This window comes from Streptosporangium jomthongense (assembly GCF_042650425.1).
In the GTDB taxonomy this organism is placed as follows: Bacteria; Actinomycetota; Actinomycetes; order Streptosporangiales; family Streptosporangiaceae; genus Streptosporangium.
In genome coordinates, this window is the sequence record NZ_JBHSBC010000049.1 from 278,236 (window position 1) to 298,317 (window position 20,082).

The window sequence follows — 20,082 nt, forward strand, 5'->3', positions numbered from 1 at the left end:
CCGAAGGCGTCGCAAAGAAACAGAGTAAAGTGCGGAAGCGTGACAGCGCGTATCGAGCGAGTGGTGACCGAGGGCGTCGTCGATGTCGACGGCGTCGAGCACAAGGTCGAGAACAACACCTGGATCGTGGGTGACGATGAGGAGGTCATCGTCATCGACCCCGCGCGTGACGCGGAGGCGATCCTGGAGAAGGTCGGCGAGCGGGAGGTGCTGGCGGTCGTCTGCACCCATGGTCTGCCCGACCACGTGGGTGCGGCCATCGAGGTGGCGGCCCGTGACGAGGCCGTGGTCGCGCTCCACCCGAAGGACCGGCCGCTGTGGCGGCTGACCTGGTCGGAGACGTGGCCGGACATCGAGATGGAGGACGAGGGGCTGTTCGGCGTCGCGGGCGTCCAGCTTGAGGTCCTCTCGACGCCCGGCGTCTCGCAGGGCGGGGTCTCGCTGTACTGCGAGGCGCTCGACGCGGTCTTCAGCGGCAAGACACTGCAGGCCGACGGTCCCGGCAGGATCGGCGGGGAGTATCCCGCGCTGGCCGACCAGCTCACCGCGATCGGCGGCAGGCTGTTCACGCTGCCGCACCGCACCCGGGTGCTGCCCGCGCACGGCGAGGAGTCCACGATCGGCGACCTGGAGCCGCAGTTCGACGCCTGGCTCTCCGGTTCGCTGACCCGCGGCACGGTCGAGGAGAAGGAAGGGCCGCTCACCGACGGCACCAGGGCCGCGGGCATCCGGATCAACCTGAACGACGAGTAGTCCTTTCATGGACCAGCTGCCCCTGGAGGGCATGCCGCGGCGGCTGTACTCGTGCACGCCGTCGCGGTTGAACACCTGGCTGGACTGTCCGAGGCGTTACCGGTTCACCTACCTGGACCGGCCGGCGCCGCAGAAGGGTCCGCCGTGGGCGCACAACAGCGTCGGCGTCAGCGTGCACAACGCGCTGGCCGGGTGGTGGCGGGAGCCGTACGAGCGGCGCACGCCCGTGATGGCGGGTGTCCTGCTGAACAACGGATGGATCGGCGAGGGGTTCCGCGACGCCGCCCAGTCGGCGGCGTGGCGTGCGCGGGCCCGTGAGATGGTCATGGGCTACGCCGCCTCGCTGGACCCCGCTGACGAGCCGGTCGGGGTCGAGCGTACGGTCGCCACCAGGACGTCCGTCATCGCCGTCTCAGGGCGGGTCGACCGGCTCGACCGGCGCGGTGACGAACTGGTCGTCGTGGACTACAAGACGGGCCGCCGCCCGCTGACCGAGGACGACGCGCGTTCCTCGCTGGCGCTGGCCGTCTACGCCGTCGCCTCCTCCCGGATGATGCGCCGCCCCTGCCACCGGGTGGAGCTGCACCATCTGCCGACGGGCTCGATCGTGGAGTGGGAGCACTCCGAGGAGTCCCTGGCCCGGCACATCGGGCGTGCCGAGGCGATCGCGGTCGAGGCGTCGGAGGCGGACGAGGCCTACCGGGCCTGGGCGGGTGAGGCCCCCCGAGGTTCCCGTACGGCCGCCGCGGGGCGCACGCCACCCGCAGTACCACCTCGGATCGACGAGGTTTTCCCGCCCAGGACGGGCCCGCTCTGCTCCTGGTGTGATTTCCGCGCGCACTGCCCGGAGGGCCGGCGGGCCGCCGACGGCCGTCAGCCGTGGGACGGCCTCGGCGACGACTGAGGCGTTCTCGAAGCATCTCCACAGGTCTCAGGAGCGGCCCTTACGGCACGCCTGAGCGCCCCTTGAGACGAGGTTCCGGGGGCGGGTGATGACTGGGGCGCGGGTGTCCGGAATTTGGCGTTCAGTGCATGAGTATCTCAGGGCTTCTGTCGTGTTGTGCCCCGGATTGATCCGATGAAATATGTATCAAAAGTGGTAGATTATTATATTTGGGGCCAATAACAGAAAATAGGTCCGACGTAATTGCCGCCAACCATTGACGAAAGCACTGATATCGGGTCATAACGGTTGTGACCCAAAACCCACGCGTCACATGGAAGGCGGTGCACTCTCATGGTCGAGACCACGGAGCGCCAAGGCGAGAAGGCCACCTGGCACAAGCCCGGTTACCAGGTCGTCGAGGCGTCGATGGAGATGACGGCGTACTTCCTGGCCACCAGGTAACCGGACGGGGGTTCACGCCATGCGACTGCGAATTCTGGGAACCGCCGCAGGCGGTGGCGTCCCCCAGTGGAACTGTGCGTGCCCCGGGTGTACCGGGGCACGCACCAACCCGGCCTGGCGGCGCACCCACGCGTCGCTGGCCGTCGAGGACCACATCGTCAACGCGACCCCCGACATCGCCGAACACGTCGAGACACTGCGTTCCGGCGGTACGCCCACGGAGCGGACACGCGTCATGCGCGTGGTCCTCACCGACGCCGAACTCGACCACACACTGGGGCTGTTCCGGCTGCGCGAGGCCGACGAACTGGAGATCGTCGCCACCCCCACGGTCCGCCGGGCGCTCACCGGCGGGCTGAGGCTGTCTGAGGTGCTCTCCCCGTACGCCGACCTGCGCTGGCGTGACCTGACGGCGGACGGCGAGGTCGCGCTCACCGAGGACGTCGGTGTCCAGGCGGTCCCGGTCTCCGGGAAACGCCCCCGCTACGCCTCGGACGAGGCGGCGGCTCCCGACTGGGTGGTCGCGCTGCGCTTCACCGACCGGGCGAGCGGCGGGACGTGCCTGTACGCCCCGGCCTTCGGCGTCTGGTCGCCCGAGCTTGAGGCGGCGACGGCCGAGGCCGACTGTGTGATCGTCGACGGCACCTTCTGGGACGACGAGGAGCCCCGCCGTACCGGGATCTCCTCGCGCACCGCGACCGAGATGGGCCACCTGCCCGTCGAGGCGACGGCGGAGCGACTGTCCCGGCTGCCCGGCCGGTGCCTGTACACGCATCTGAACAACACCAACCCCCTCGTCGACCCGGACGCGCCCCAGCACAAGAGGCTGGCCGAACTGGGCGTCGAGGTGGCCGCCGACGGAATGGTGATCGAGCTGTGAACGCCGAATCCTGGACCCCCGCCGAGTTCGAGGCCCGTCTGCGGGCCGTGCCCGAGGCGCGATACCACAACCGCCACCCCTTCAACGTGCGCATGCACGCCGGGGAGCTGTCGCCGGAGGAGATCCGCCGGTGGATTCTCAACCGTTTCCACTACCAGCGGCACATTCCGATCAAGGACGCGCTCATCCTCGCCAAGCTGGAGGCGCCGGAACTGCGCCGCATGTGGATCCGCCGCATCCAGGACCACGACGGAAGGCGCGCGGGCGAGGGCGGCATCGAGCGCTGGCTGCGCCTGGGAGAGGCCGCGGGCCTGGACCGCAAGGACCTGCTGTCCGGGGAGGGCGTCCTGCCCGGCGTGCGGTTCGCCGTCGAGGCGTACGTGAACCTGTGCAGGCTGGGGACGCCGCTTGAGGCCGTCGCCGCGTCGCTGACCGAGCTGTTCGCCCCCGACATCATGCGGACCAGGATCGAGGCCTTCGAGCGGCACTACACCTGGATCGACTCCGAGGGCCTGCAGTACTTCAGGGGCAGGATCAGCCAGGGACGGCAGGACAGCGGGGAGGCCCTCGAAATGGTCCTGGAGTGGGCCAGGGGACGGGCCGAGCAGGAGCGGGCCGTGGCCGCGCTCTCCCGCAAGTGCGACGTGCTGTGGGCGCTGCTCGACGCTGTGGACCAGGCGTGACGGCCGCCGAGGCCCCCTCCCCGGGGGCGGAGACCGTGCCCCAGGCCGACTGGCGGCCCCGCCTCGGCTCCGGGATCATCCTGCGGCACGACGCCGTACGGCGGGCCGACCTGCTGGTCATGCCCGAGCGGATCGTGCTGCTTGAGGGCGGGGCGGTCGCCGTACTGCGGCTGTGCGACGGGGTCAGGACCGTGGAGGAGATCGTCGAGCGGCTGAGCGCGGACTTCCCCGGGGCGCCGGTGGCCGACGACGTCACCGAGTTTCTCAGCCGGGTGCGCACGGAGGGGTGGGTGCGATGAGTGAGACGGGCGACGGGCCCGCGCCGCCGTGGGCCATGCTGGCCGAGCTCACCCACGGCTGCCCGCTGCACTGCCCCTACTGCTCCAACCCGGTCGGGCTCATCCCGCGCTCCCGGGAGCTGGCCACCGCCGACTGGGTGCGGGTCTTCGAGGAGGCCGCCGCGCTCGGGGTGGTCCACGCGCACCTGTCCGGCGGCGAGCCGCTGCTGCGCGCCGACCTTGAGGAGATCACCGCCGCCGCGGCGCGCAACGGCGTCTACACCCAGCTGGTGACCAGCGGCGTCGGGCTCGACGAGGACCGGCTCGCCCGGCTGGTCGAGGCGGGGCTGCACAGCGTCCAGCTCTCGGTGCAGGACTCGACGGCCGCGGCCTCCGACCTCATCGCCGGGACCCGCTCCTTCGCCGCGAAGGAGCGCGCGGCGGCCCTGGTGCGCGAGACGGGGCTTCCGCTCGGGCTCAACGTCGTCCTCCACCGGCGCAACCTCGACTCCATCGAGGGCATCGTCGAACTGGCCGCCTCCTGGGGCGCCGAGCGGGTCGAGCTGGCCAACACCCAGTTCTACGGTTGGGCGCTGCGCAACCGGCGCGCGCTGCTGCCCACGCGCGAGCAGCTCACCCGGGCCAAGGAGACCGTGGAACGGCTGCGCGAGCGGGTCGAGGGCGTCGAACTGATCTGGGTCGTCCCCGACTACTTCGACGGGGTGCCCAAGCCCTGCATGGGTGGCTGGGGGGCGATCTCGCTGACCGTCGGCCCCGACGGATCGGTGCTGCCCTGCCCGGCCTCCTACGACCTGCCACTGGAGTTCCCCAACGTCAGGGATCACTCGCTTGAGTGGATCTGGCGGCGTTCGGCGGCCTTCGAGGCCTACCGGGGCACGGAGTGGATGAGCGGGCCGTGCGCCGGTTGCCCGCGCAAGGAGGTGGACTTCGGTGGCTGCCGCTGCCAGGCCTACGCGCTCACCGGGGACGCGAGCCGTACGGACCCGGCGTGTGGGCTCTCACCCGACCACCACCTGATCACCGAGCTGGTCGAGTCGGCGGGGGACGGGGAGCTGGTCTACCGGCGGCCGGAACGGCTCACCCCGCCGCGCCAGGCGGTCGGCCCGAACCCCTGAGGTACGCGGTTCAGCTGCGCAGGTTCGCCTCGGCGGCGGTCCAGAAGCGGATGAGCGCCGCCGCCGTCGTCTCCGGGGCCTCGACCGCGGGAGAGTGGGCCGCGCCGGGCACGACGACGCAGTCGGCGTTCAGCCGGTCGGCCATCTCCGACTGAGCCATCGGCGGCCAGCCGTCGTCGTGCTCGCCGAACAGCACCAGGGTCGCCACGTCCACCTGGTTGAGCTCGTCACAGCGGTCACGTGCCGCGAGGATCTCCTTGGTCATCACGGACATCCCGACCGGGGAGTTGGCGAAGAAACGCTTGCGCAGGAAGGCCACGATCTCGTCGGGCACCCCGGCGGACAGGGCCTCCGGCTCAAGGTGGGTGTCCCACATCCGTTCGAGTCCCACCTCGGGGGCCCTGGTCAGCATCTCCCGGCCCACCTGCTCTCTGGGGCCGACGATCGCGGCGGGGCCGGTGCTCATCATCGTGTAGGAGGCGAACTTGGTGCGGCCGTCGATGACCGCCTCCCGGGTGACCAGGCCGCCGAAGGAGTGCCCGACCAGGTGGACGGGCTCACCCCTGCCGATCAGCTGCGCCAGCGCGTCGACGTCGTTGCCCAGCGCCGCGCACGTGTAGGCCGACGGGTCGTCGGGGCCGCCCGTCTCGAACTGCCCCCGCATGTCGATCGCGACGACCTGACGGCCCGACTGGGCGAGCGTCTGAAGAACCGCGAGGAAGTCCTCCTTGCTGCCGGTGAGACCGGGAACCAGCAGGGCGGGCATGCGTTCGGCGATGCCGCTGACCGGCAACGCCTCCAGCGCGGCGAACGTGCCGGCCGCAGTCTCCAGCCGACGGGCACGGACGCCTGGAGGCAGGGTCAGAAAACGCGGCGTACTCACGTGGCCCCACGATACCTCTCTTGGTGACATGTCTCCGCGCCCCGAGGCCGGACGTGCCGAGATGCGGCAAAGGGGCGCCACCTCGCGGTCGCGCCCCTCGTCACACCGGTACGGCTAGCCCTGGCGGCGGGGACCCCGCTGCTGGCCCCTGACCTGCGGACGGCGGCGGCTCTGCGCCCGCTCGGAGGCGGCGGACGGCGCGATCTCGTCGTCGTCGGTGGCCAGGTCGGGAGACTGGAAGATCACCGCGAACGGGCTGGGCGGGATGATCTTCTCCGGCTGGGGGCGCGGCGCGGGCGCCTCGTCCTCCCAGTCCTGCTCGTCGTCCCACAGCGGAGCCTCGGCGGCCTCCCCACCGGGACCCTCGTCGGTGAGACTCACCTCGGGGTTCAGGCCTGCCCTCCGGTTGCGGCCCCTGCGGGACGCGGTCTCGGCGGGCCGGTCGTCACGGATGTCCTTGCGGGGCGTCACATCCACGTCCACCTCCAGCTCGGCGGGTTCGACGATCGGGCTCTCGACCCTCCGCGCCGCGAGCGGCGCCTGGGTCTCCTCGGAGACACGGTCCCCCCGCGAGCGGCGGCGCCCGGACTCCTCGTGCTGTGCCTCGGCGACGGCCGGCCGGGACTCCTGGGCCCCTGCGGACTCGGCCGCCTCCGCGCCGGTACGGCCACCGCGGGTGCGGCGCCTCTCCCTGGTGCGGGCGGGGCGCTCACGGCGCTCCTCCCGCTCCTCCTCACGGCCCCTGCGGCCGCGTGAGCGGGTCCGGCCCGTCTCTCCGAGATCTTCGACCTCTTCCGCCGCCAGGCCCGCCCTGGAGCGGTTGGCGTGCGGCAGCACACCCTTGGTGCCCTCGGGGATGCCCAGCTCGGTGAAGATGTGCGGTGAGGTCGAGTAGGTCTCGACGGGCTCGGCGAAGTCGAGCGAGAGCGCGTTGTTGATGACCTTCCAGCGAGTGAGGTCCTCCCACTCGACGAAGGTCACCGCGACGCCGGTCTTACCCGCCCGGCCGGTACGACCGATGCGGTGCACGTAGGCCTTCTCGTCCTGCGGGCAGTCGTAGTTGACGACGTGGGTGACGTCGTCGACGTCGATGCCCCGCGCCGCGACGTCGGTCGCGACCAGGACGTCGATCTTGCCGTTCCTGAAGGCGCGCAGCGCCTGCTCGCGCTGGCCCTGGCCCAGGTCGCCGTGTACGGCCGCCGCGGCGAACCCGCGCTCCTTGAGCTGTTCGACGACCATGTCGCAGGCGCGCTTGGTCTCACAGAAGATCATCGTGAGACCCCGGCCCTCGCACTGGAGCAGGCGGCCCAGGATCTCGATCTTGTCCATCCGGTGCACGCGCCAGACGAACTGGGTGGTCTGCGGCGTCGCCTCGGCCTCGGCGTCGTTGTTCTCCGCGCGCACGTGCGTCGGGCGGTTGAGGTAGCGCCGTGACAGCGCGACGATCTCGCCGGGCAGCGTCGCGGAGAACAGCATCGTCTGCCGCTTGGCCGGGACGAGCTTGATGATGCGCTCGATGTCGGGCAGGAAGCCCAGGTCGAGCATGCGGTCGGCCTCGTCGAGGACGAGCGCGTCGATCTGGCCGAGGTCGAGGTGCTTCTGCTTGACCAGGTCGAGCAGGCGGCCCGGGGTGCCGACGATCACGTCGACGCCCTGCTTGAGCGCCTCGATCTGGGGCTCGTAGGCGCGTCCGCCGTACACGGTGAGGATGCGGGAGCCGAGCTTGCCCGCGGCCGTGACCAGGTCTTCGGTGACCTGGATGGCCAGCTCACGGGTGGGCACGACGATCAGCCCGCGTGGCTTCTTTCGGTTCTTCCTCGGCTTGCCGACACGTTGCAGCATCGCCACGCCGAAGGCGTAGGTCTTGCCGGTACCCGTGCGGGCCTGGCCGATGATGTCCTGGCCGGTCAGGGCCAGGGGAAGGGCCATTTCCTGGATCGGGAACGGTGCGGTGATGCCCTCGGTCTCAAGGGCGTCAGCGATCTCTGGTGTGACTCCGAGGTCTCGGAACGTCGTCAGCTTGGCCTGCCTAATCTCCGTTGAAGGCAGTCCTGCCGGGACCACGGGCGCAAAGGTTCCCCGTGCCGTGTCCTCGCGGAAGGGCTAGCCCTCTCAATGTCATCAGCGACCGCTGCGGCGTCATGCCGACTTGGGGGCGTCCAGGAGCAGGTCTCCTGGATTAACACAGGGCGGTCGCACTTTCACACAGTAGTGTACTCGATACCACAACGTGCAGCCGATTTCTTCGTATTCCAGCTGAAAGGGCAGGCGCCGCAACTCATAGGCTTCCTGCATGAGTGATTCCCCTCCTGGCGTCCCCGACCTGCTCGGAGTGCTCGCCTACGCCGAGTTGACCGCGTTCCTCAGGCTCGCCGAAGACGCCGCGAGACACGCCCCGACACTGACCGACCGGGCCGCGCTCAGCGACCTCGCCGCGACCGAGTACGCCCATTTCCGTCTTCTGCGTGACCGGATAGCCTCGCTCGGGGTCGATCCGGAGGAGGCGATGGAGCCCTTCGTGCGGCCCCTGGACGACTGGCATGCCCAGACCACGCCCTCCGACTGGCTTGAGGCGCTGGTCAAGGCCTATGTCGGCACGGGGATCGCGCTCGACTTCTACCGGGAGGCCGCCGCCCACGTCGACGAAAAGACGCGGGAACTGGTCGAGGAGGTGCTCGTCGACGAGGGTCGTTCCCAGTTCGCGGTGGACCGTGTCGGTGCGGCGATCAGGCAGGACCACAGGCAGGCGGGGCGGCTCGCCCTGTGGGCCAGGCGGCTGGTCGGTGAGGCCCTGAGCCAGGGACAGCACGTGGTGGCCGCGCGCCCCGAGCTGGCGGCGTTGCTGGTCGAGGCGGCCGGGGAGGACATCACCCGGATGTTCGGCAGGCTGACCGAGGCGCACGGCGGGCGGATGGCCGCCCTCGGCCTGACCCCCGGTCCGTGAGCGCCTCCCGGCGTCGGGGGCGGCGCCGGGCGAAAGCGCCATCGGGCGGAACGCCGGGCCAGATGTGGGGTGCGGGAGGAAAAGGCGCCCGGCGAGACCACGCGTCGAGGCGCCAAACGGTTGTACCGTGCGAGACATGAGGGCCTCGCGCCGCTATGGCAGTTTCCTAACGAGATGTGGACCGAACCCCTGGACGTCACGTCCGGTGCTGCGAAGGGGAGGCGCCGACTGTCCGGCGGCCCCTTCGGAGGGCCATTCCGCAAGAAGGGCCCGCCGTCCGCGCGGGTGCGGACTCGGAGAGAGGGGAGAGTGCCCCGGGGAGTGCTGAGACCGCACTGAGGCGTCCGCCGACGCCGGTGCGGGACGTCTCGTCTCCGCCGGCGCCGGAATCGCCCAGGGCTCGGTGACGGGTCGCGCCAGGACCGGTGCGCCGGTCTCACGACCGGCGTCACGGCCTGGCGCGAGCCGTACCGGGTCTGTCAGAGGGTGCCGCCGAAGCCGACGGGGCGTGCCTCCTCCTCGCCGATCTCGACGAAACCGAGTGAGGTGATGGGGACGAGGACCCTGCGACCTTTGCTGTCGGTGAGGGAGAAGATCCCGCGGTCGGCGGCGAGCGCCTTGCCGAGCTCCTCCTCGACCTGCTCGGCCGTCAGGTCCGTCTCGACCACGAGTTCGCGGTGCACCGAGCGCACGCCGATCTTGATTTCCATGTTGCTCCCTTTCGACGAGGGTTGCTCGTCCCATGGTCGCCCCATCGGAGGCACGACATGCGGGCTGATCGCGTCAAGCGAACAGCCGGATCAGTGGTCGGCGGTCCTCGGGAAGCCGGAGATGCCGCGCCAGGCCAGGCGGGCGATGAGCTGGGTCGCGGCGTCCTTCGGGATGGAGCCGGTGCTGCTGATCCAGTAGCGCGCGCTGACCTCGGCCATGCCGACCAGGCCGACGCCGAGCAGGCGGGCCTCGTCGCTTGAGCAGCCGGTGTCCTCCTGGATGACCTGGCTGATCATCTCGGCGCTCTCGCGGAGGTTGCGCTCCATGCGCTGGCGGACGGGGGCGATGTTGCGCAGGTCGGACTCGAAGACCAGCCGGAAGGCCTCACCCTGGCCGGAGACGAAGTCGAAGAAGGCGCCGATCGCGGCCTGGACGCGCTGCTTGTTGTCCGTGGTCGAGGCCAGGGCGTCGCGGCAGCGGGCGATCATGTCGTCGACGTGCAGGTCGAGCAGGGCCAGATAGAGCTCCTGCTTGCCGGGGAAGTGCTGGTAGAGAACCGGTTTGCTCACCCCGGCGCGCTCGGCGATCTCGTCCATCGCCGCCGCGTGGTAGCCGTTCTCGACGAAGACCTCCTGGGCCGCGTTCAGCAACTGGCGGCGGCGGGCCAGCCGGGGCAGCCGGGTGCCCCGGGGCTTGGCGTCCGGGGTAGTCGTCACGGCGGTCTCCTCGCGGGGTCTCATGCTGTCTCGCTCATCCTACGCGCGGGTAATCCACGTCAGCGATAATCGTCCTCATCAAGATCAACAGCACGGCTCTGCTCCGTGGTGTCCGCCGTGTCGGCCTCCTGGGGGATGTGGTCGGGCCAGGTCGGGGAGTCCTCCTCGCGTGCCGGACGCTGCTGTTCCACGGCGTCCGCCTCGGGCGCCTCGATGTCGAGTTCCTCGCTGAAAGGCTCCTGCGGCTCGTCCTGCGCGCCTTCGCCGTGAACGTCCATCTCTGACATCTGCCCTCCCGTTGCTCTCCCTGGCTCTCCGGATTCCTCGGTGGACACCTTCCCCGTTCTCTGGGGAATACCGGACATGGCCGGACATCGTCAGCGTACGGCCTCGGATGTGCCCGGTCCCGTGAGCGGGTGTTCGCCCTCGTCCTGTGACGTCTCCGAACACGCGTGCGAGACTTGGGGAAAGCCCCTATCCAGGGAGACGCCATGCGGAGCATCTGGAACGGCGCGGTCTCGTTCGGTCTGGTGACGATCCCGGTCAGGATGTACGCCGCGACCGAACAGCGGAACGTCACCTTCAACCTGGTGCACCGGGAGGACGCGGGCCGGATCAGGCTCCGCAGGTTCTGCGAGGCCTGCGAGCAGGAGGTCCCCTACGCCGAGGTGGCCAAGGGCTACGAACTGCCGACCGGTGAGGTGGTCGTGCTGGAGGGGGAGGACTTCGAGGACCTGCCGTTGTCCACGGCGCACCGGATCGAGGTCCTGCAGTTCGCCCCGGCGGAGCAGATCGACCCGGTCCTGCTCGGCAGGTCCTACTACCTGGAGCCGGACGAGGGGGCCGCCGGGCCGTACGTCCTGTTGCGGGAGGCGCTGGGACGCTCGGGGCGGGTGGGGATCGCGAAGGTCGCGCTGCGGCAGCGTGAGTCGCTCGCGACGCTGCGGGTCAGGGAGGGGGTCCTGGTGCTGGAGACCATGCTCTGGCCCGACGAGGTGCGCCCGGCCGACTTCGCCTTCCTGGAGGAGGAGCCCGAGGTCAGGCCGCAGGAGCTGCGGATGGCCGAGTCGCTGGTCGAGAGCATGACGGCCGACTTCGACCCCTCGCGCCACCACGACGCCTACCGCAGGGCGCTGCAGGAGGTCATCGAGGCGAAGGTCGCGGGCAGGGAGGTCGTCTCCGTGGGCCCGCCGCCGGAGCCGGGCCCGACGGCCGACCTGATGGCCGCGCTGCGGGCCAGTGTCGAGGCCGCCAAGCGGAGGCGTCCCGCCCCCGGGGAAGGCGGGCGGAGGCGCCCCGCGGCGTCCGGTGAGGAGACACGGGGTACGGCGTGAGCCTCGCGTGAGAACGCCCAGCGGAAAGGCGGGCGCGATGAGGACCCCGGAGATTCGAGAATCCCCGGGGCCCTCGCCGGTCTCCACGAAGAACCGTGCTTCGCGTCTATCTGAAAGGCGAATCGATTGATTCACTCCCGGATGTCCGCGTCATTTCCCCGCGTATTCGGAGGAGAAGGCGGACACCACACCCATTCGCCGTGGGCGGGAGTTTCGGCGGCCGCCGGAGCCGGTCGCGCCCGGTCACGTGACTCGGCCTCGTGTCACGTTCACGTGGCGCGCCGGCCCGGCGGTCAGCCGTCTGCGGGGTTAGCGTGCCCCGAGCAGCCCGCGCCTGTCGTTGTCGTTGTCGTTGTCGTTGGCGTTGCGGGCAGCGCCACCGCCACCGCCGCCGCCACCGCCGGCGCCGACGTTGTTGGTGTTGATGATGACGAGCCTACGGTGGTGGTGACGCCTCCAGCCGCAGCCCCAGCCGCGGTGGCCCCAGCCACCCCAGCGACGGCCCCAGCCCCATCCGCAGCCGCCGGTGGTGAAGCCGACGCTGGTCTGGAAGGCCGGAACCACGGAGGCCTCGGCGGTCGAGGTCGCGGCACTCATCGCGACGAGCCCGCCCGACAGGGCGGTGCTGAGCGCGAGTCCCGTGAGAATGCTCTTGAACTTGGGCATTTCGTTTCCCCCTTGAAAGGATCGGTTGCCCCCACTCTTTGGGCATTTTCCACACTGGTCGGAAAATGCCCCGGATGACTGTTAATCGGTCATCCTTCGCAGTCTTGTATTTCCGTGCATCTCGCCTACCAAACGGCGATCGGTGGCTTTTACTGTCTCCTTATCTCTCTATTGACGGCGTTGGACTCTTATTAATTGTTTTGATGCGATAAGTCTTTAATGTCGCTTTTGTGCCCACGCTGTACGGCGGGGAGCTATCGTCGAAACGGAAGGCGAACGAGGGGGGAAGTCGTGGGAAGCGAGCCGATTCCGAGCTGGCCCGGAGAGCTGGTCGACCTGGCGGAGAACGGATGGGACGGACGTGTCCACGTGCGCTCGACCCCGCCGGGGCCCAAGGAGAGCGCCGTCTACGTGCACGGCCTGGCGGGCTCGGCGACCAACTGGACCGACCTGATGGGCGAGTTGTCCGACGTGGTCAGGGGATACGCGCTGGACCTGCCCGGCGCCGGGCACTCACCGGAGCCGCCGGGCGGCGACTACTCCGTCGCCGCCCACGCCCGGGCCGTCGTCGCGCTGATCGAGCGCGTCTCCGACACCCCGGTCCACCTGTTCGGCAACTCCCTCGGCGGGGCGGTCTCGGTGCGCGTCGCCGCGACCAGGCCCGACCTGGTCCGCTCGCTCACCCTCGTCTCCCCGGCCCTGCCCGACCTGCTGCCCCGGTACGGCCCGGCACGCGTGGCCCTGTCGAGCGTGCCGAAGGTCGGGGAGTGGGCCGTGGGCCGGATGCGCATGCTGCCCGCGGAGCGCAGGATCACGATGACGATGTCCATGTGCTACGCCGACTTCGGTCGGCTCCACCCCGACCGGCTGAAGGAGGCGGCCGAGGAACTGCGGCGCAGGGACGGCCTGCCGTACTCGGCGGGTGTCCTGACGGGCTACGCCAGGGGGATCGTCGCCGAGTACTTCAGGCGGGGTGAGGAGAACCTGTGGCGTCAGGCGGCCCTGGTGGCCGCGCCCACGCTGGTCATCCACGGCAGGCGCGACCGGCTGGTGCACCCTCGCATGGCCGTCCGCGCGGGCCGGGCCTTCCCGCACGTCAGGCTGGTGCTGCTGCCTGACGCCGGACACGTGGCGCAGATGGAGGTGCCCGGCAGGGTCGCCCGTGAGGCCCGCAGGCTCATCTCCGAGTCCATACCTGTCCCGATTGGGGAATGACAGGAGCATCCGGTTAGGTTGTGAATGGTGCGTGCTGTGCCAGCCGTGTCGTCAAAACCCCCTGAAACGGGAGTAGAACTGTGTCGTTGCCACCCTTGGTAGAGCCGGCAGCCGAGCTGACCGTCGATGAGGTGCGTCGCTACTCGCGCCATCTGATCATCCCCGACGTGGGTATGGCAGGGCAGAAGCGCCTGAAGAACGCCAAGGTGCTCTGTGTGGGCGCGGGCGGCCTGGGATCTCCCACTCTGCTGTACCTCGCCGCCGCGGGCGTGGGCACCCTCGGCGTCGTCGACTTCGACGTCGTCGACGAGTCCAACCTCCAGCGCCAGGTCATCCACGGCCAGTCCGACATCGGCAGGCTGAAGGCCGAGAGCGCCGCGGCCAGCGTCAGGGAGATCAACCCCCTGATCGACGTGATCGTCCACAACGTGGCGCTGACCACCGACAACATCATGGAGATCTTCTCCGGCTACGACCTGATCGTGGACGGCACCGACAACTTCGCCACCCGCTACATGGTGAACGACGCGGCCGTCCTGCTCGGCAAGCCGTACGTCTGGGGCTCGATCTACCGCTTCGACGGGCAGGCCAGCGTGTTCTGGGCCGAGCACGGTCCCTGCTACCGCTGCCTTTACCCCGAGCCCCCGCCCCCCGGCATGGTGCCCTCGTGCGCCGAGGGCGGCGTGCTCGGCGTGCTGTGCGCCTCGATCGGCTCCATCCAGGTCAACGAGGCCATCAAGCTCCTCGCGGGCATCGGCGAGCCCCTGGTCGGCCGTCTGATGATCTACGACGCCCTGGAGATGACCTACCGCTCGGTCAAGGTCCGCAAGGACCCCGAGTGCGTGCTCTGCGGCAAGAACCCGACGGTCACCCAGCTCCTGGACGACTACGAGGCGTTCTGCGGCGCGGTCTCCCAGGAGGCCCAGGACGCGGCCTCCGGCTCCACGATCACCGCGACCGACCTCAAGGCCATGCAGGACGCGGACGAGAACATCTACGTGATCGACGTCCGGGAGCCGAACGAGTACGAGATCGTCTCCATCCCCGGCGCCGTGCTCATCCCCAAGGGTGAGTTCACCAACGGCTCCGCGCTGGAGCGGCTCCCGCAGGACAAGCGCATCGTGCTGCACTGCAAGTCCGGCGCGCGTTCGGCCGAGGTGCTGGCGATCGTCAAGAACGCCGGTTTCTCCGACGCCGTCCACGTCGGCGGTGGTGTGCTGAGCTGGATCAAGTCCGTGGACCCCAGCCTGCCGACCTACTAGTCACAGCCGTACCTCACGCCCCGCGGAGCCTCGCTCCGTGGGGCGTGTGTTGTCACGGACATCCGTTGTCATGAGGCGTCCGTTATTTGGGGATAGAGCGGGTGAGATCCCTAGAGGCCGGTTTAAGGTCGAGAATGTGAACGAAGTCCCAGGTCAGCGCAGGCGCGCGTGGATGACGCTGATCATGGCGTCCACGCTGGCGCTGGCCTGCGCGGCCGTGGCGGCGGTCACGGCGGGCGCCGCGGTGACCGAGCTGACCAGGGGCCCCTCCAGGGCGGAGCTCGACCGCGCCGTCGCCGCCGAGACCGCGGGCCGCTGGCGGGCCTGGCCAGCCGGGCGGATCTTCCCCGAGACCGTCGGTTACGCCGCCGAACAGGGTGGCAGGGAGCAGGCGCACCGGGTGGGCATCTCCCCGGAGACCCGCTGCGACCGGGCCGTCGACCCCGGGCTGCGTGAGGCGCTGCGTCGTACGGGATGCCGGGGGGTGCTGCGCGCCACCTACATCGACGCGCTCCAGGGAGTCGTCGTCACCGTCGGCGTCGTGGCGTTCGCGGGGGAGCGGGAGGCGGCGAGGGCCAAGGCCGCGCTGCCCAGGACCGGCCGCCCCTCCCCGGGCCTGCTGGCCCTCGGCTTCCCCGGTACGGTCACCGACCGCTTCACCGCCGTCGGCAGGCAGCGCGGCCTGGTACGACAGGCGGGGCCGTACGTGGTGATGACCACGGTCGGCCAGGTGGACGGCAGGCCGGGCAAGGCCGTGGGGGAGCAGCGGCCGACGATCTTCGCCTTCACCGGGGACATCGCCGACCGGATCCTCGCCGGGCTCGCGACGCCGGAACGCCCCGACTGCGGCTCCGAGTCTGCTGGACGGTGGCGGTGCTGAGGGTACGGCGGGCGGTTGCGGCGCTCGCGCTGACCGGGCTCTGGCTGGTGCCCGCCGTACCGGCCGGGTGGGCCGACGAGGTGCGGGGCAACCAGCGGCAGGTGCTGCGGACCCTGGACCTGGCCGACGCCTGGCGCGTCTCCAAGGGGGCGGGCGCGCTGGTCGCGGTGCTGGACTCCGGGGTCGATCCCGTCCACCGCGACCTGGCGGGTTCCGTCACCGAGGGCAGGGACTTCACCGTGGGCGCCAACCCACGGGGAGTGGCCCCCTCACGGCTGCACGGCACCTACATGGCCTCGCTCATCGCCGGGCACGGGCACGGTCCCGGCGGGGGCAGCGGGGTGATCGGCGTCGCGCCCAAGGCGAGGATCCTGTCCGTGCGGGTGATCCTGGAGGACGAGGAGCCGGGCTTTCGCACCTTCAACACCGCCGAGCGGTTCGAGAACGTGGTGGCCAAGGGCATCAGGTACGCCGTCGACCACGGCGCCGACGTGATCAACATGTCGATCTCGAAGGAACTGGCGACCAGGGAGGAGCGGGCGGCGGTCCGCTACGCGATCTCCAGGGGGGTCGTGCTCGTCGCCGCGGCGGGCAACGAGGGGGCGGGCAGGCCGGAGGCGACCGGCTACGCCCCCTACTCCTATCCGGCGGCCTTCCCCGGGGTGGTCTCGGTCGCGGCGGCCGACCGCAGGTTGCGCCGGGCCTCCTTCTCCAACTGGAACCCCTCGGTCGTGGTGGCGGCGCCCGGGGTGGACATCCTCGGCGCGGGGCCGGGCAACGAATACTGGATCGGCCGGGGAACCTCCCAGGCGACCGCGTTGGTCTCCGGAGTCGCCGCCCTGATAAAAGCGAAATATCCGAAAATGTCGCCCGCATTGGTCGCGCAGGCCCTGACCAAGGGGGCGACCAGGCGGCCCAGCGGAGGCTACGACACCGGCATGGGCTTCGGCGTGGTCAACGCCCCCCGCGCGCTGGCCGAGGCCGCAAGGATCTCCCGCCACACCCTGACCGCGGGCGGGGACGGCGTCCACGATCCCGCCCTGCCGATGGGCGCGGCGGCCGGGCCGGTCCAGGTGATCCGGCGTGACCGGCGTGGGATCGCCCTCAACGGCGGGGTCGCCGCGGCCGCCGCGCTCTGCGCGACCGCCTGCCTGGTGACGGCCGGATTCGCCGTCCGCCGGGCCCGTACGGCTCCCGCGCCGCCCTGAGGGGTGCCGGGGACGGCAGGGTGCGACCCGCCAAACACACTCCGGCGATAGGGCGGCGGGGGCGCGCGACGTAGCATCGAACTATGTCGAAGCCCGGGCGGTCCCAGGAGCCTGAACGGCATCTGGAGGCCTCGGGACCGCACGCGGGCGGCTCCCAGGCTCCGTCCGCCGGTGGACACACCGGTGGGCGCGCCGGGGGCCGTGCCACGGGCTGGCCTCCGAGCGGTTCCCGGGTGCCCCGGGGCTCCCGTCCCCGCAGGAGCACCGAAGGCGGCGCTTCCGGAGCCCCCGGCGCGCCGCGACGTGCCAGGGTCCGGACCTGGCCCGCCGCGGGGCGCCGGGAGAACGGCTGGCACCGCCGTCCCGCGCTTGAGCGCGTCGAGGCGGCGAGCCTCGAAGAGGGCATGCGCCTGCGGGTGATCTTCCTTATCCTGATGGGCGTCATCCTGGCCATCGCCGTGAGCGACGTGCTCGCGGGCGCGGTCGGCGTCCTCCGCGAGACCAGGGCCCGCCCGCTGACCCCCGCCGAGCAGGCCCGCTACATCCAGGAGGACATCGCGGCCCGCTGGCACACCTGGTCGGCCGACCTGATCTTCCCCACCGAGCTGCAGTACGTCGCCCTCGGCCGCGCGCAGCAGTACGCCAGACGGATCGGGCTGGCCCCGGAGACCTCCTGCGGAGCGGGGCTCGACGCCCCGGTCGGCTCGGTGCTCTCCGAGCACGGCTGCCTGACCCTGCTGCGGGCGACCTACGTGGACCAGACCTCGACCTTCGTGGTCACGGTCGGCGTGGCCGTACTCGGCAGTGAGGAGCGCCGGATCGCCGCGACCGGGCAACTGCCCGTGGACGACCGGGTCGGGGTGCGCCCCGTCGCCTTCCCCGGCACGGCGGGCGAGCTGTTCGGCGCCGCGCAGCGCCAGCACAACTCCTGGATCGCGGCCGGGCCGTACGTCGTCCTCTCCACGGCCGGATACGCCGACGGCCGTACGCGTGAGGCCGTTCCGCCCGAGGAGATCCTGCACAGCGAGCTGTGGCCGACCGCCCAGTCCATCGCGGGACGCATCGCCCGTGCCCTGGGAGACGAGCCGAGCGCCGTACCCCAGTGCACCCAGGGGAACGTGTGCTGAGGCGGCTGGGGGCCGCGGGAGCCCTGATCACGCTCTGTCTGGGGGTCTGCGCCCCGGCGGTCGCCGACGACGTGCGCCGGGACCAGCGCTGGGTGCTGGAGAAGATGAACGTCGAGCAGGCGTGGAAGATCACCAAGGGGGCCGGGGTGACCGTCGCGCTGGTCGACAGCGACGTGGACGCCCAGGTCCCGGAGCTGCGCGGCAGGGTGACCGTCGGGCCCGAGATGGGTTCGGCCGGGCCGGTCGGGGACGACGCGAAGGAGATCTGGCACGGCACCGCGATGGCCTCGCTCATCGCGGGGGGAGGCCGGGGCGAGGGCGGCCTGCTGGGGATCGCCCCCGAGGCGCGCGTCCTGTCCCTGCCGCTGATCCTGCGTGACAGCGAGCAGAGCGCCCCCCCGCTCCCCGAGCAGGACCAGCGCACCGGGACGAACAGCCCGGTCGCCCGCGCCATCCGCTACGCGGCCGACCACGGCGCCAAGGTCATCAGCATGTCCCTGGGGGCGTACGGCCCGCAGAAGAGCGAGCGTGAGGCCGTCTCCTACGCCCTGGCGAAGGGGGTCGTGCTGGTCGCGGCGGCCGGCAACGACGGGGAGACCCCCTACGCGGTCAAGAAGGACACCTCCTTCTGGAGCTTCCCCGCGGGCTACTCCGGGGTCATCGGCGTGGGCGCGGTGAACGAGCGGAGCGAGCCCGCCGGGTTCAGCAGCGACAACCTGTCGGTCCTGGTCTCCGCGCCGGGCGTCGAGGTGCCCGTGGTCGTTCCCGGCGGGGGGTACCGCCCCTCGGACGGGACCAGTTCGGCGGCGGCGCTGGTCGCCGGAGTCGCCGCACTGATAAAAGCGAAATATCCAGATATCCCGCCTTATTTGGTGGCGCGAGCGTTGAGTTCGACCGCCACCTCCGCGCCGATCGCCGGATACGACGACCATGTCGGTTTCGGTGTGGTCGACGCGGGCGCCGCCCTGGTCAGGGCGGGGGAGTTGCTGCGCGCCTCGGCGGGCACGCCACCCGACGAGGGGGAGCGTCACTTCGGGGCGGGCCTCCCGACCGAGGAGCCCGCCAGGCCCGGCCCCGACGCCCTCAGGCTCTGGGTGTACGGCACCGGCCTGGCCGTCGGCCTGCTCGCGTTCTGCTGGACCGTGGTGACACTCACCCGGCGTTCCGGATAAATGCCATATAGCGTCATATATGGGACGGGCTTTGATTCGGTTCGAAGTCTTTTTGGACACCGTTCGGACGCGGACGGCTCCATGCGGCTTCTCACGGTCCGGCGAACGTCGAACATTCGCTAATGTCGCGCATCATGGGGTACGAGTTGCGCGTGGAGCGCCCGGCGCCTCTCGCCTTCGCGGAGCTCGCGAACGTGCTGGGGCGAGCGGGGTTCGAGTTCCGCGGTTCGCAGGAGAAGGGTGAGGTCCTGGCCCGCCACGGCGACGGGGTCCACGCGGTGGCCGTCTGGGACGGCAAGCTCTCGGGCGCGCCGGGCTCCGACTGGCAGGTGGCTCAGCTCGCCAGGGTCTCCGCGCTGCTCGGCGCCCGCCTGGTCGGTGAGGACGGCGAGCAGTACGCGATCCGTGACGGCCTCGTCGAGCAGCTGAACGGCTCGACGGCCTACGAGTTCGGGAAGATCGACGAGATTCTCGCGGCCGGACCCTCCGTATGGAGTCAGTAGGCCACCCGACCCCCTACGCCGAGCGCGTGCTCGACCTGGTCGAGCGCATCCCCGCCGGCAGGGTGATGGCCTACGGCGACATCGCCGAATACCTCGGCGAGGGCGGTCCCCGTCAGGTCGGCAGGGTCATGTCCACCTGGGGCGGCGGCGTGCCGTGGTGGCGTGTCGTGCACGCCGACGGGACCCCGGCTCCCGGGCACGAGGCGCGCTGCCTGGCCAGGTGGCGCGAGGAGGGCACACCCATGCGGGGCGAGCGCGCCGACATGCGTTTCGCACGCTGGGACGGTCTACCAGAAATCACGACGTAACCGGCTTCTTCGTGGCCCACTAACATTGCCTAGGACAGCGCTCTGTCCGAAAGGCGGTGCCCCCTTCATGGCCAC

At 70.7% G+C, this 20,082-nt stretch carries 22 protein-coding genes; 16 read left to right on the top strand and 6 right to left on the bottom strand.

The window, feature by feature from the left end; all coding sequences use genetic code 11:
• Positions 1-39: 39 nt before the first annotated feature.
• The 6 genes from ACFOYY_RS38120 (at position 40) to pqqE (ending at position 5,078) form a co-directional block, all read left to right on the top strand.
• Positions 40-753 carry an MBL fold metallo-hydrolase gene (locus ACFOYY_RS38120; RefSeq protein WP_352016270.1) on the top strand — a complete coding sequence of 238 codons (714 nt, stop codon included), beginning with the start codon at positions 40-42 and terminating at the stop codon, positions 751-753.
• A 7-nt stretch (positions 754-760) separates the two neighbouring features.
• Complete coding sequence (locus ACFOYY_RS38125) at positions 761-1,657, top strand: RecB family exonuclease (RefSeq protein WP_352016269.1); 897 nt, start codon at positions 761-763, stop codon at positions 1,655-1,657.
• Positions 1,658-2,120: 463 nt separating this feature from the next.
• Positions 2,121-2,981 carry a pyrroloquinoline quinone biosynthesis protein PqqB gene (gene pqqB / locus ACFOYY_RS38130; protein ID WP_352016268.1) on the top strand — a complete coding sequence of 287 codons (861 nt, stop codon included), beginning with the start codon at positions 2,121-2,123 and terminating at the stop codon, positions 2,979-2,981.
• A complete protein-coding gene (gene pqqC / locus ACFOYY_RS38135; protein ID WP_352016267.1) occupies positions 2,978-3,664 on the top strand; it encodes a pyrroloquinoline-quinone synthase PqqC in 687 nt (228 codons plus the stop codon). The genes pqqB and pqqC overlap by 4 nt, the downstream gene beginning before the upstream one ends.
• Complete coding sequence (gene pqqD / locus ACFOYY_RS38140) at positions 3,661-3,963, top strand: pyrroloquinoline quinone biosynthesis peptide chaperone PqqD (protein ID WP_386196117.1); 303 nt, start codon at positions 3,661-3,663, stop codon at positions 3,961-3,963. Before pqqC ends, pqqD begins: the two co-directional genes overlap by 4 nt.
• Positions 3,960-5,078, top strand: coding sequence for a pyrroloquinoline quinone biosynthesis protein PqqE (gene pqqE / locus ACFOYY_RS38145; RefSeq protein ID WP_352016265.1), 1,119 nt, complete (start codon positions 3,960-3,962; stop codon positions 5,076-5,078). Before pqqD ends, pqqE begins: the two co-directional genes overlap by 4 nt.
• Positions 5,079-5,088: 10 nt before the next feature.
• Here pqqE and ACFOYY_RS38150 read toward each other — a convergent pair whose 3' ends face one another.
• Both ACFOYY_RS38150 and ACFOYY_RS38155 read right to left on the bottom strand, forming a co-directional pair.
• Complete coding sequence (locus ACFOYY_RS38150) at positions 5,089-5,961, bottom strand: alpha/beta fold hydrolase (RefSeq protein ID WP_352016264.1); 873 nt, start codon at positions 5,959-5,961, stop codon at positions 5,089-5,091.
• Positions 5,962-6,075: 114 nt separating this feature from the next.
• The gene (locus ACFOYY_RS38155; RefSeq protein ID WP_352016263.1) at positions 6,076-7,890 is read right to left on the bottom strand and encodes a DEAD/DEAH box helicase; all 1,815 of its coding nucleotides are present in this window, start codon (positions 7,888-7,890) and stop codon (positions 6,076-6,078) included.
• Positions 7,891-8,254: 364 nt separating this feature from the next.
• On the opposite strand from ACFOYY_RS38155, the gene ACFOYY_RS38160 reads away from it, so the two are divergent.
• Complete coding sequence (locus ACFOYY_RS38160; protein WP_352016262.1) at positions 8,255-8,905, top strand: ferritin-like fold-containing protein; 651 nt, start codon at positions 8,255-8,257, stop codon at positions 8,903-8,905.
• Between the two features lie 479 nt (positions 8,906-9,384).
• On the opposite strand, the gene ACFOYY_RS38165 is transcribed toward ACFOYY_RS38160, so the two are convergent.
• From ACFOYY_RS38165 to ACFOYY_RS38175, 3 genes are all read right to left on the bottom strand, one after another.
• Complete coding sequence (locus ACFOYY_RS38165) at positions 9,385-9,615, bottom strand: DUF3107 domain-containing protein (protein WP_184718831.1); 231 nt, start codon at positions 9,613-9,615, stop codon at positions 9,385-9,387.
• Positions 9,616-9,705: 90 nt separating this feature from the next.
• Entirely contained in the window at positions 9,706-10,332 is a 627-nt protein-coding gene (locus tag ACFOYY_RS38170; RefSeq protein ID WP_352016261.1) for a TetR/AcrR family transcriptional regulator, read from the bottom strand.
• Between the two features lie 59 nt (positions 10,333-10,391).
• The gene (locus ACFOYY_RS38175) at positions 10,392-10,619 is read right to left on the bottom strand and encodes a hypothetical protein (RefSeq protein WP_352016260.1); all 228 of its coding nucleotides are present in this window, start codon (positions 10,617-10,619) and stop codon (positions 10,392-10,394) included.
• A 204-nt stretch (positions 10,620-10,823) separates the two neighbouring features.
• Here ACFOYY_RS38175 and ku point away from each other — a divergent pair, with 204 nt between their 5' ends.
• Positions 10,824-11,666 carry a non-homologous end joining protein Ku gene (ku, locus tag ACFOYY_RS38180; protein ID WP_386196122.1) on the top strand — a complete coding sequence of 281 codons (843 nt, stop codon included), beginning with the start codon at positions 10,824-10,826 and terminating at the stop codon, positions 11,664-11,666.
• A 309-nt stretch (positions 11,667-11,975) separates the two neighbouring features.
• Here the strand turns inward: ku and ACFOYY_RS38185 are convergent, their stop codons facing one another.
• Positions 11,976-12,332: a hypothetical protein gene (locus tag ACFOYY_RS38185; protein ID WP_362914269.1), complete on the bottom strand. Its 357-nt coding sequence runs from the start codon at positions 12,330-12,332 to the stop codon at positions 11,976-11,978.
• A 291-nt stretch (positions 12,333-12,623) separates the two neighbouring features.
• Here ACFOYY_RS38185 and ACFOYY_RS38190 point away from each other — a divergent pair, with 291 nt between their 5' ends.
• From ACFOYY_RS38190 to ACFOYY_RS38225, 8 genes are all read left to right on the top strand, one after another.
• Positions 12,624-13,547: an alpha/beta fold hydrolase gene (locus ACFOYY_RS38190; protein WP_362776485.1), complete on the top strand. Its 924-nt coding sequence runs from the start codon at positions 12,624-12,626 to the stop codon at positions 13,545-13,547.
• 80 nt (positions 13,548-13,627) lie between these two features.
• Complete coding sequence (moeZ, locus tag ACFOYY_RS38195) at positions 13,628-14,809, top strand: adenylyltransferase/sulfurtransferase MoeZ (protein ID WP_352016256.1); 1,182 nt, start codon at positions 13,628-13,630, stop codon at positions 14,807-14,809.
• Between the two features lie 136 nt (positions 14,810-14,945).
• Positions 14,946-15,689, top strand: a complete 744-nt coding sequence (locus ACFOYY_RS38200; RefSeq protein ID WP_352016255.1) for a hypothetical protein — start codon at positions 14,946-14,948, stop codon at positions 15,687-15,689.
• Entirely contained in the window at positions 15,677-16,897 is a 1,221-nt protein-coding gene (locus tag ACFOYY_RS38205) for a S8 family serine peptidase (RefSeq protein WP_386196126.1), read from the top strand. The genes ACFOYY_RS38200 and ACFOYY_RS38205 overlap by 13 nt, the downstream gene beginning before the upstream one ends.
• 83 nt (positions 16,898-16,980) lie before the next feature.
• Positions 16,981-18,024, top strand: coding sequence for a hypothetical protein (locus ACFOYY_RS38210; RefSeq protein WP_352016253.1), 1,044 nt, complete (start codon positions 16,981-16,983; stop codon positions 18,022-18,024).
• The gene (locus ACFOYY_RS38215; protein ID WP_386196128.1) at positions 18,018-19,196 is read left to right on the top strand and encodes a S8 family serine peptidase; all 1,179 of its coding nucleotides are present in this window, start codon (positions 18,018-18,020) and stop codon (positions 19,194-19,196) included. The genes ACFOYY_RS38210 and ACFOYY_RS38215 overlap by 7 nt, the downstream gene beginning before the upstream one ends.
• A gap of 122 nt (positions 19,197-19,318) precedes the next feature.
• Positions 19,319-19,699: a hypothetical protein gene (locus ACFOYY_RS38220; protein ID WP_352016251.1), complete on the top strand. Its 381-nt coding sequence runs from the start codon at positions 19,319-19,321 to the stop codon at positions 19,697-19,699.
• Positions 19,687-20,007: an MGMT family protein gene (locus ACFOYY_RS38225; RefSeq protein WP_352016250.1), complete on the top strand. Its 321-nt coding sequence runs from the start codon at positions 19,687-19,689 to the stop codon at positions 20,005-20,007. The genes ACFOYY_RS38220 and ACFOYY_RS38225 overlap by 13 nt, the downstream gene beginning before the upstream one ends.
• Positions 20,008-20,082 lie beyond the last annotated feature (75 nt).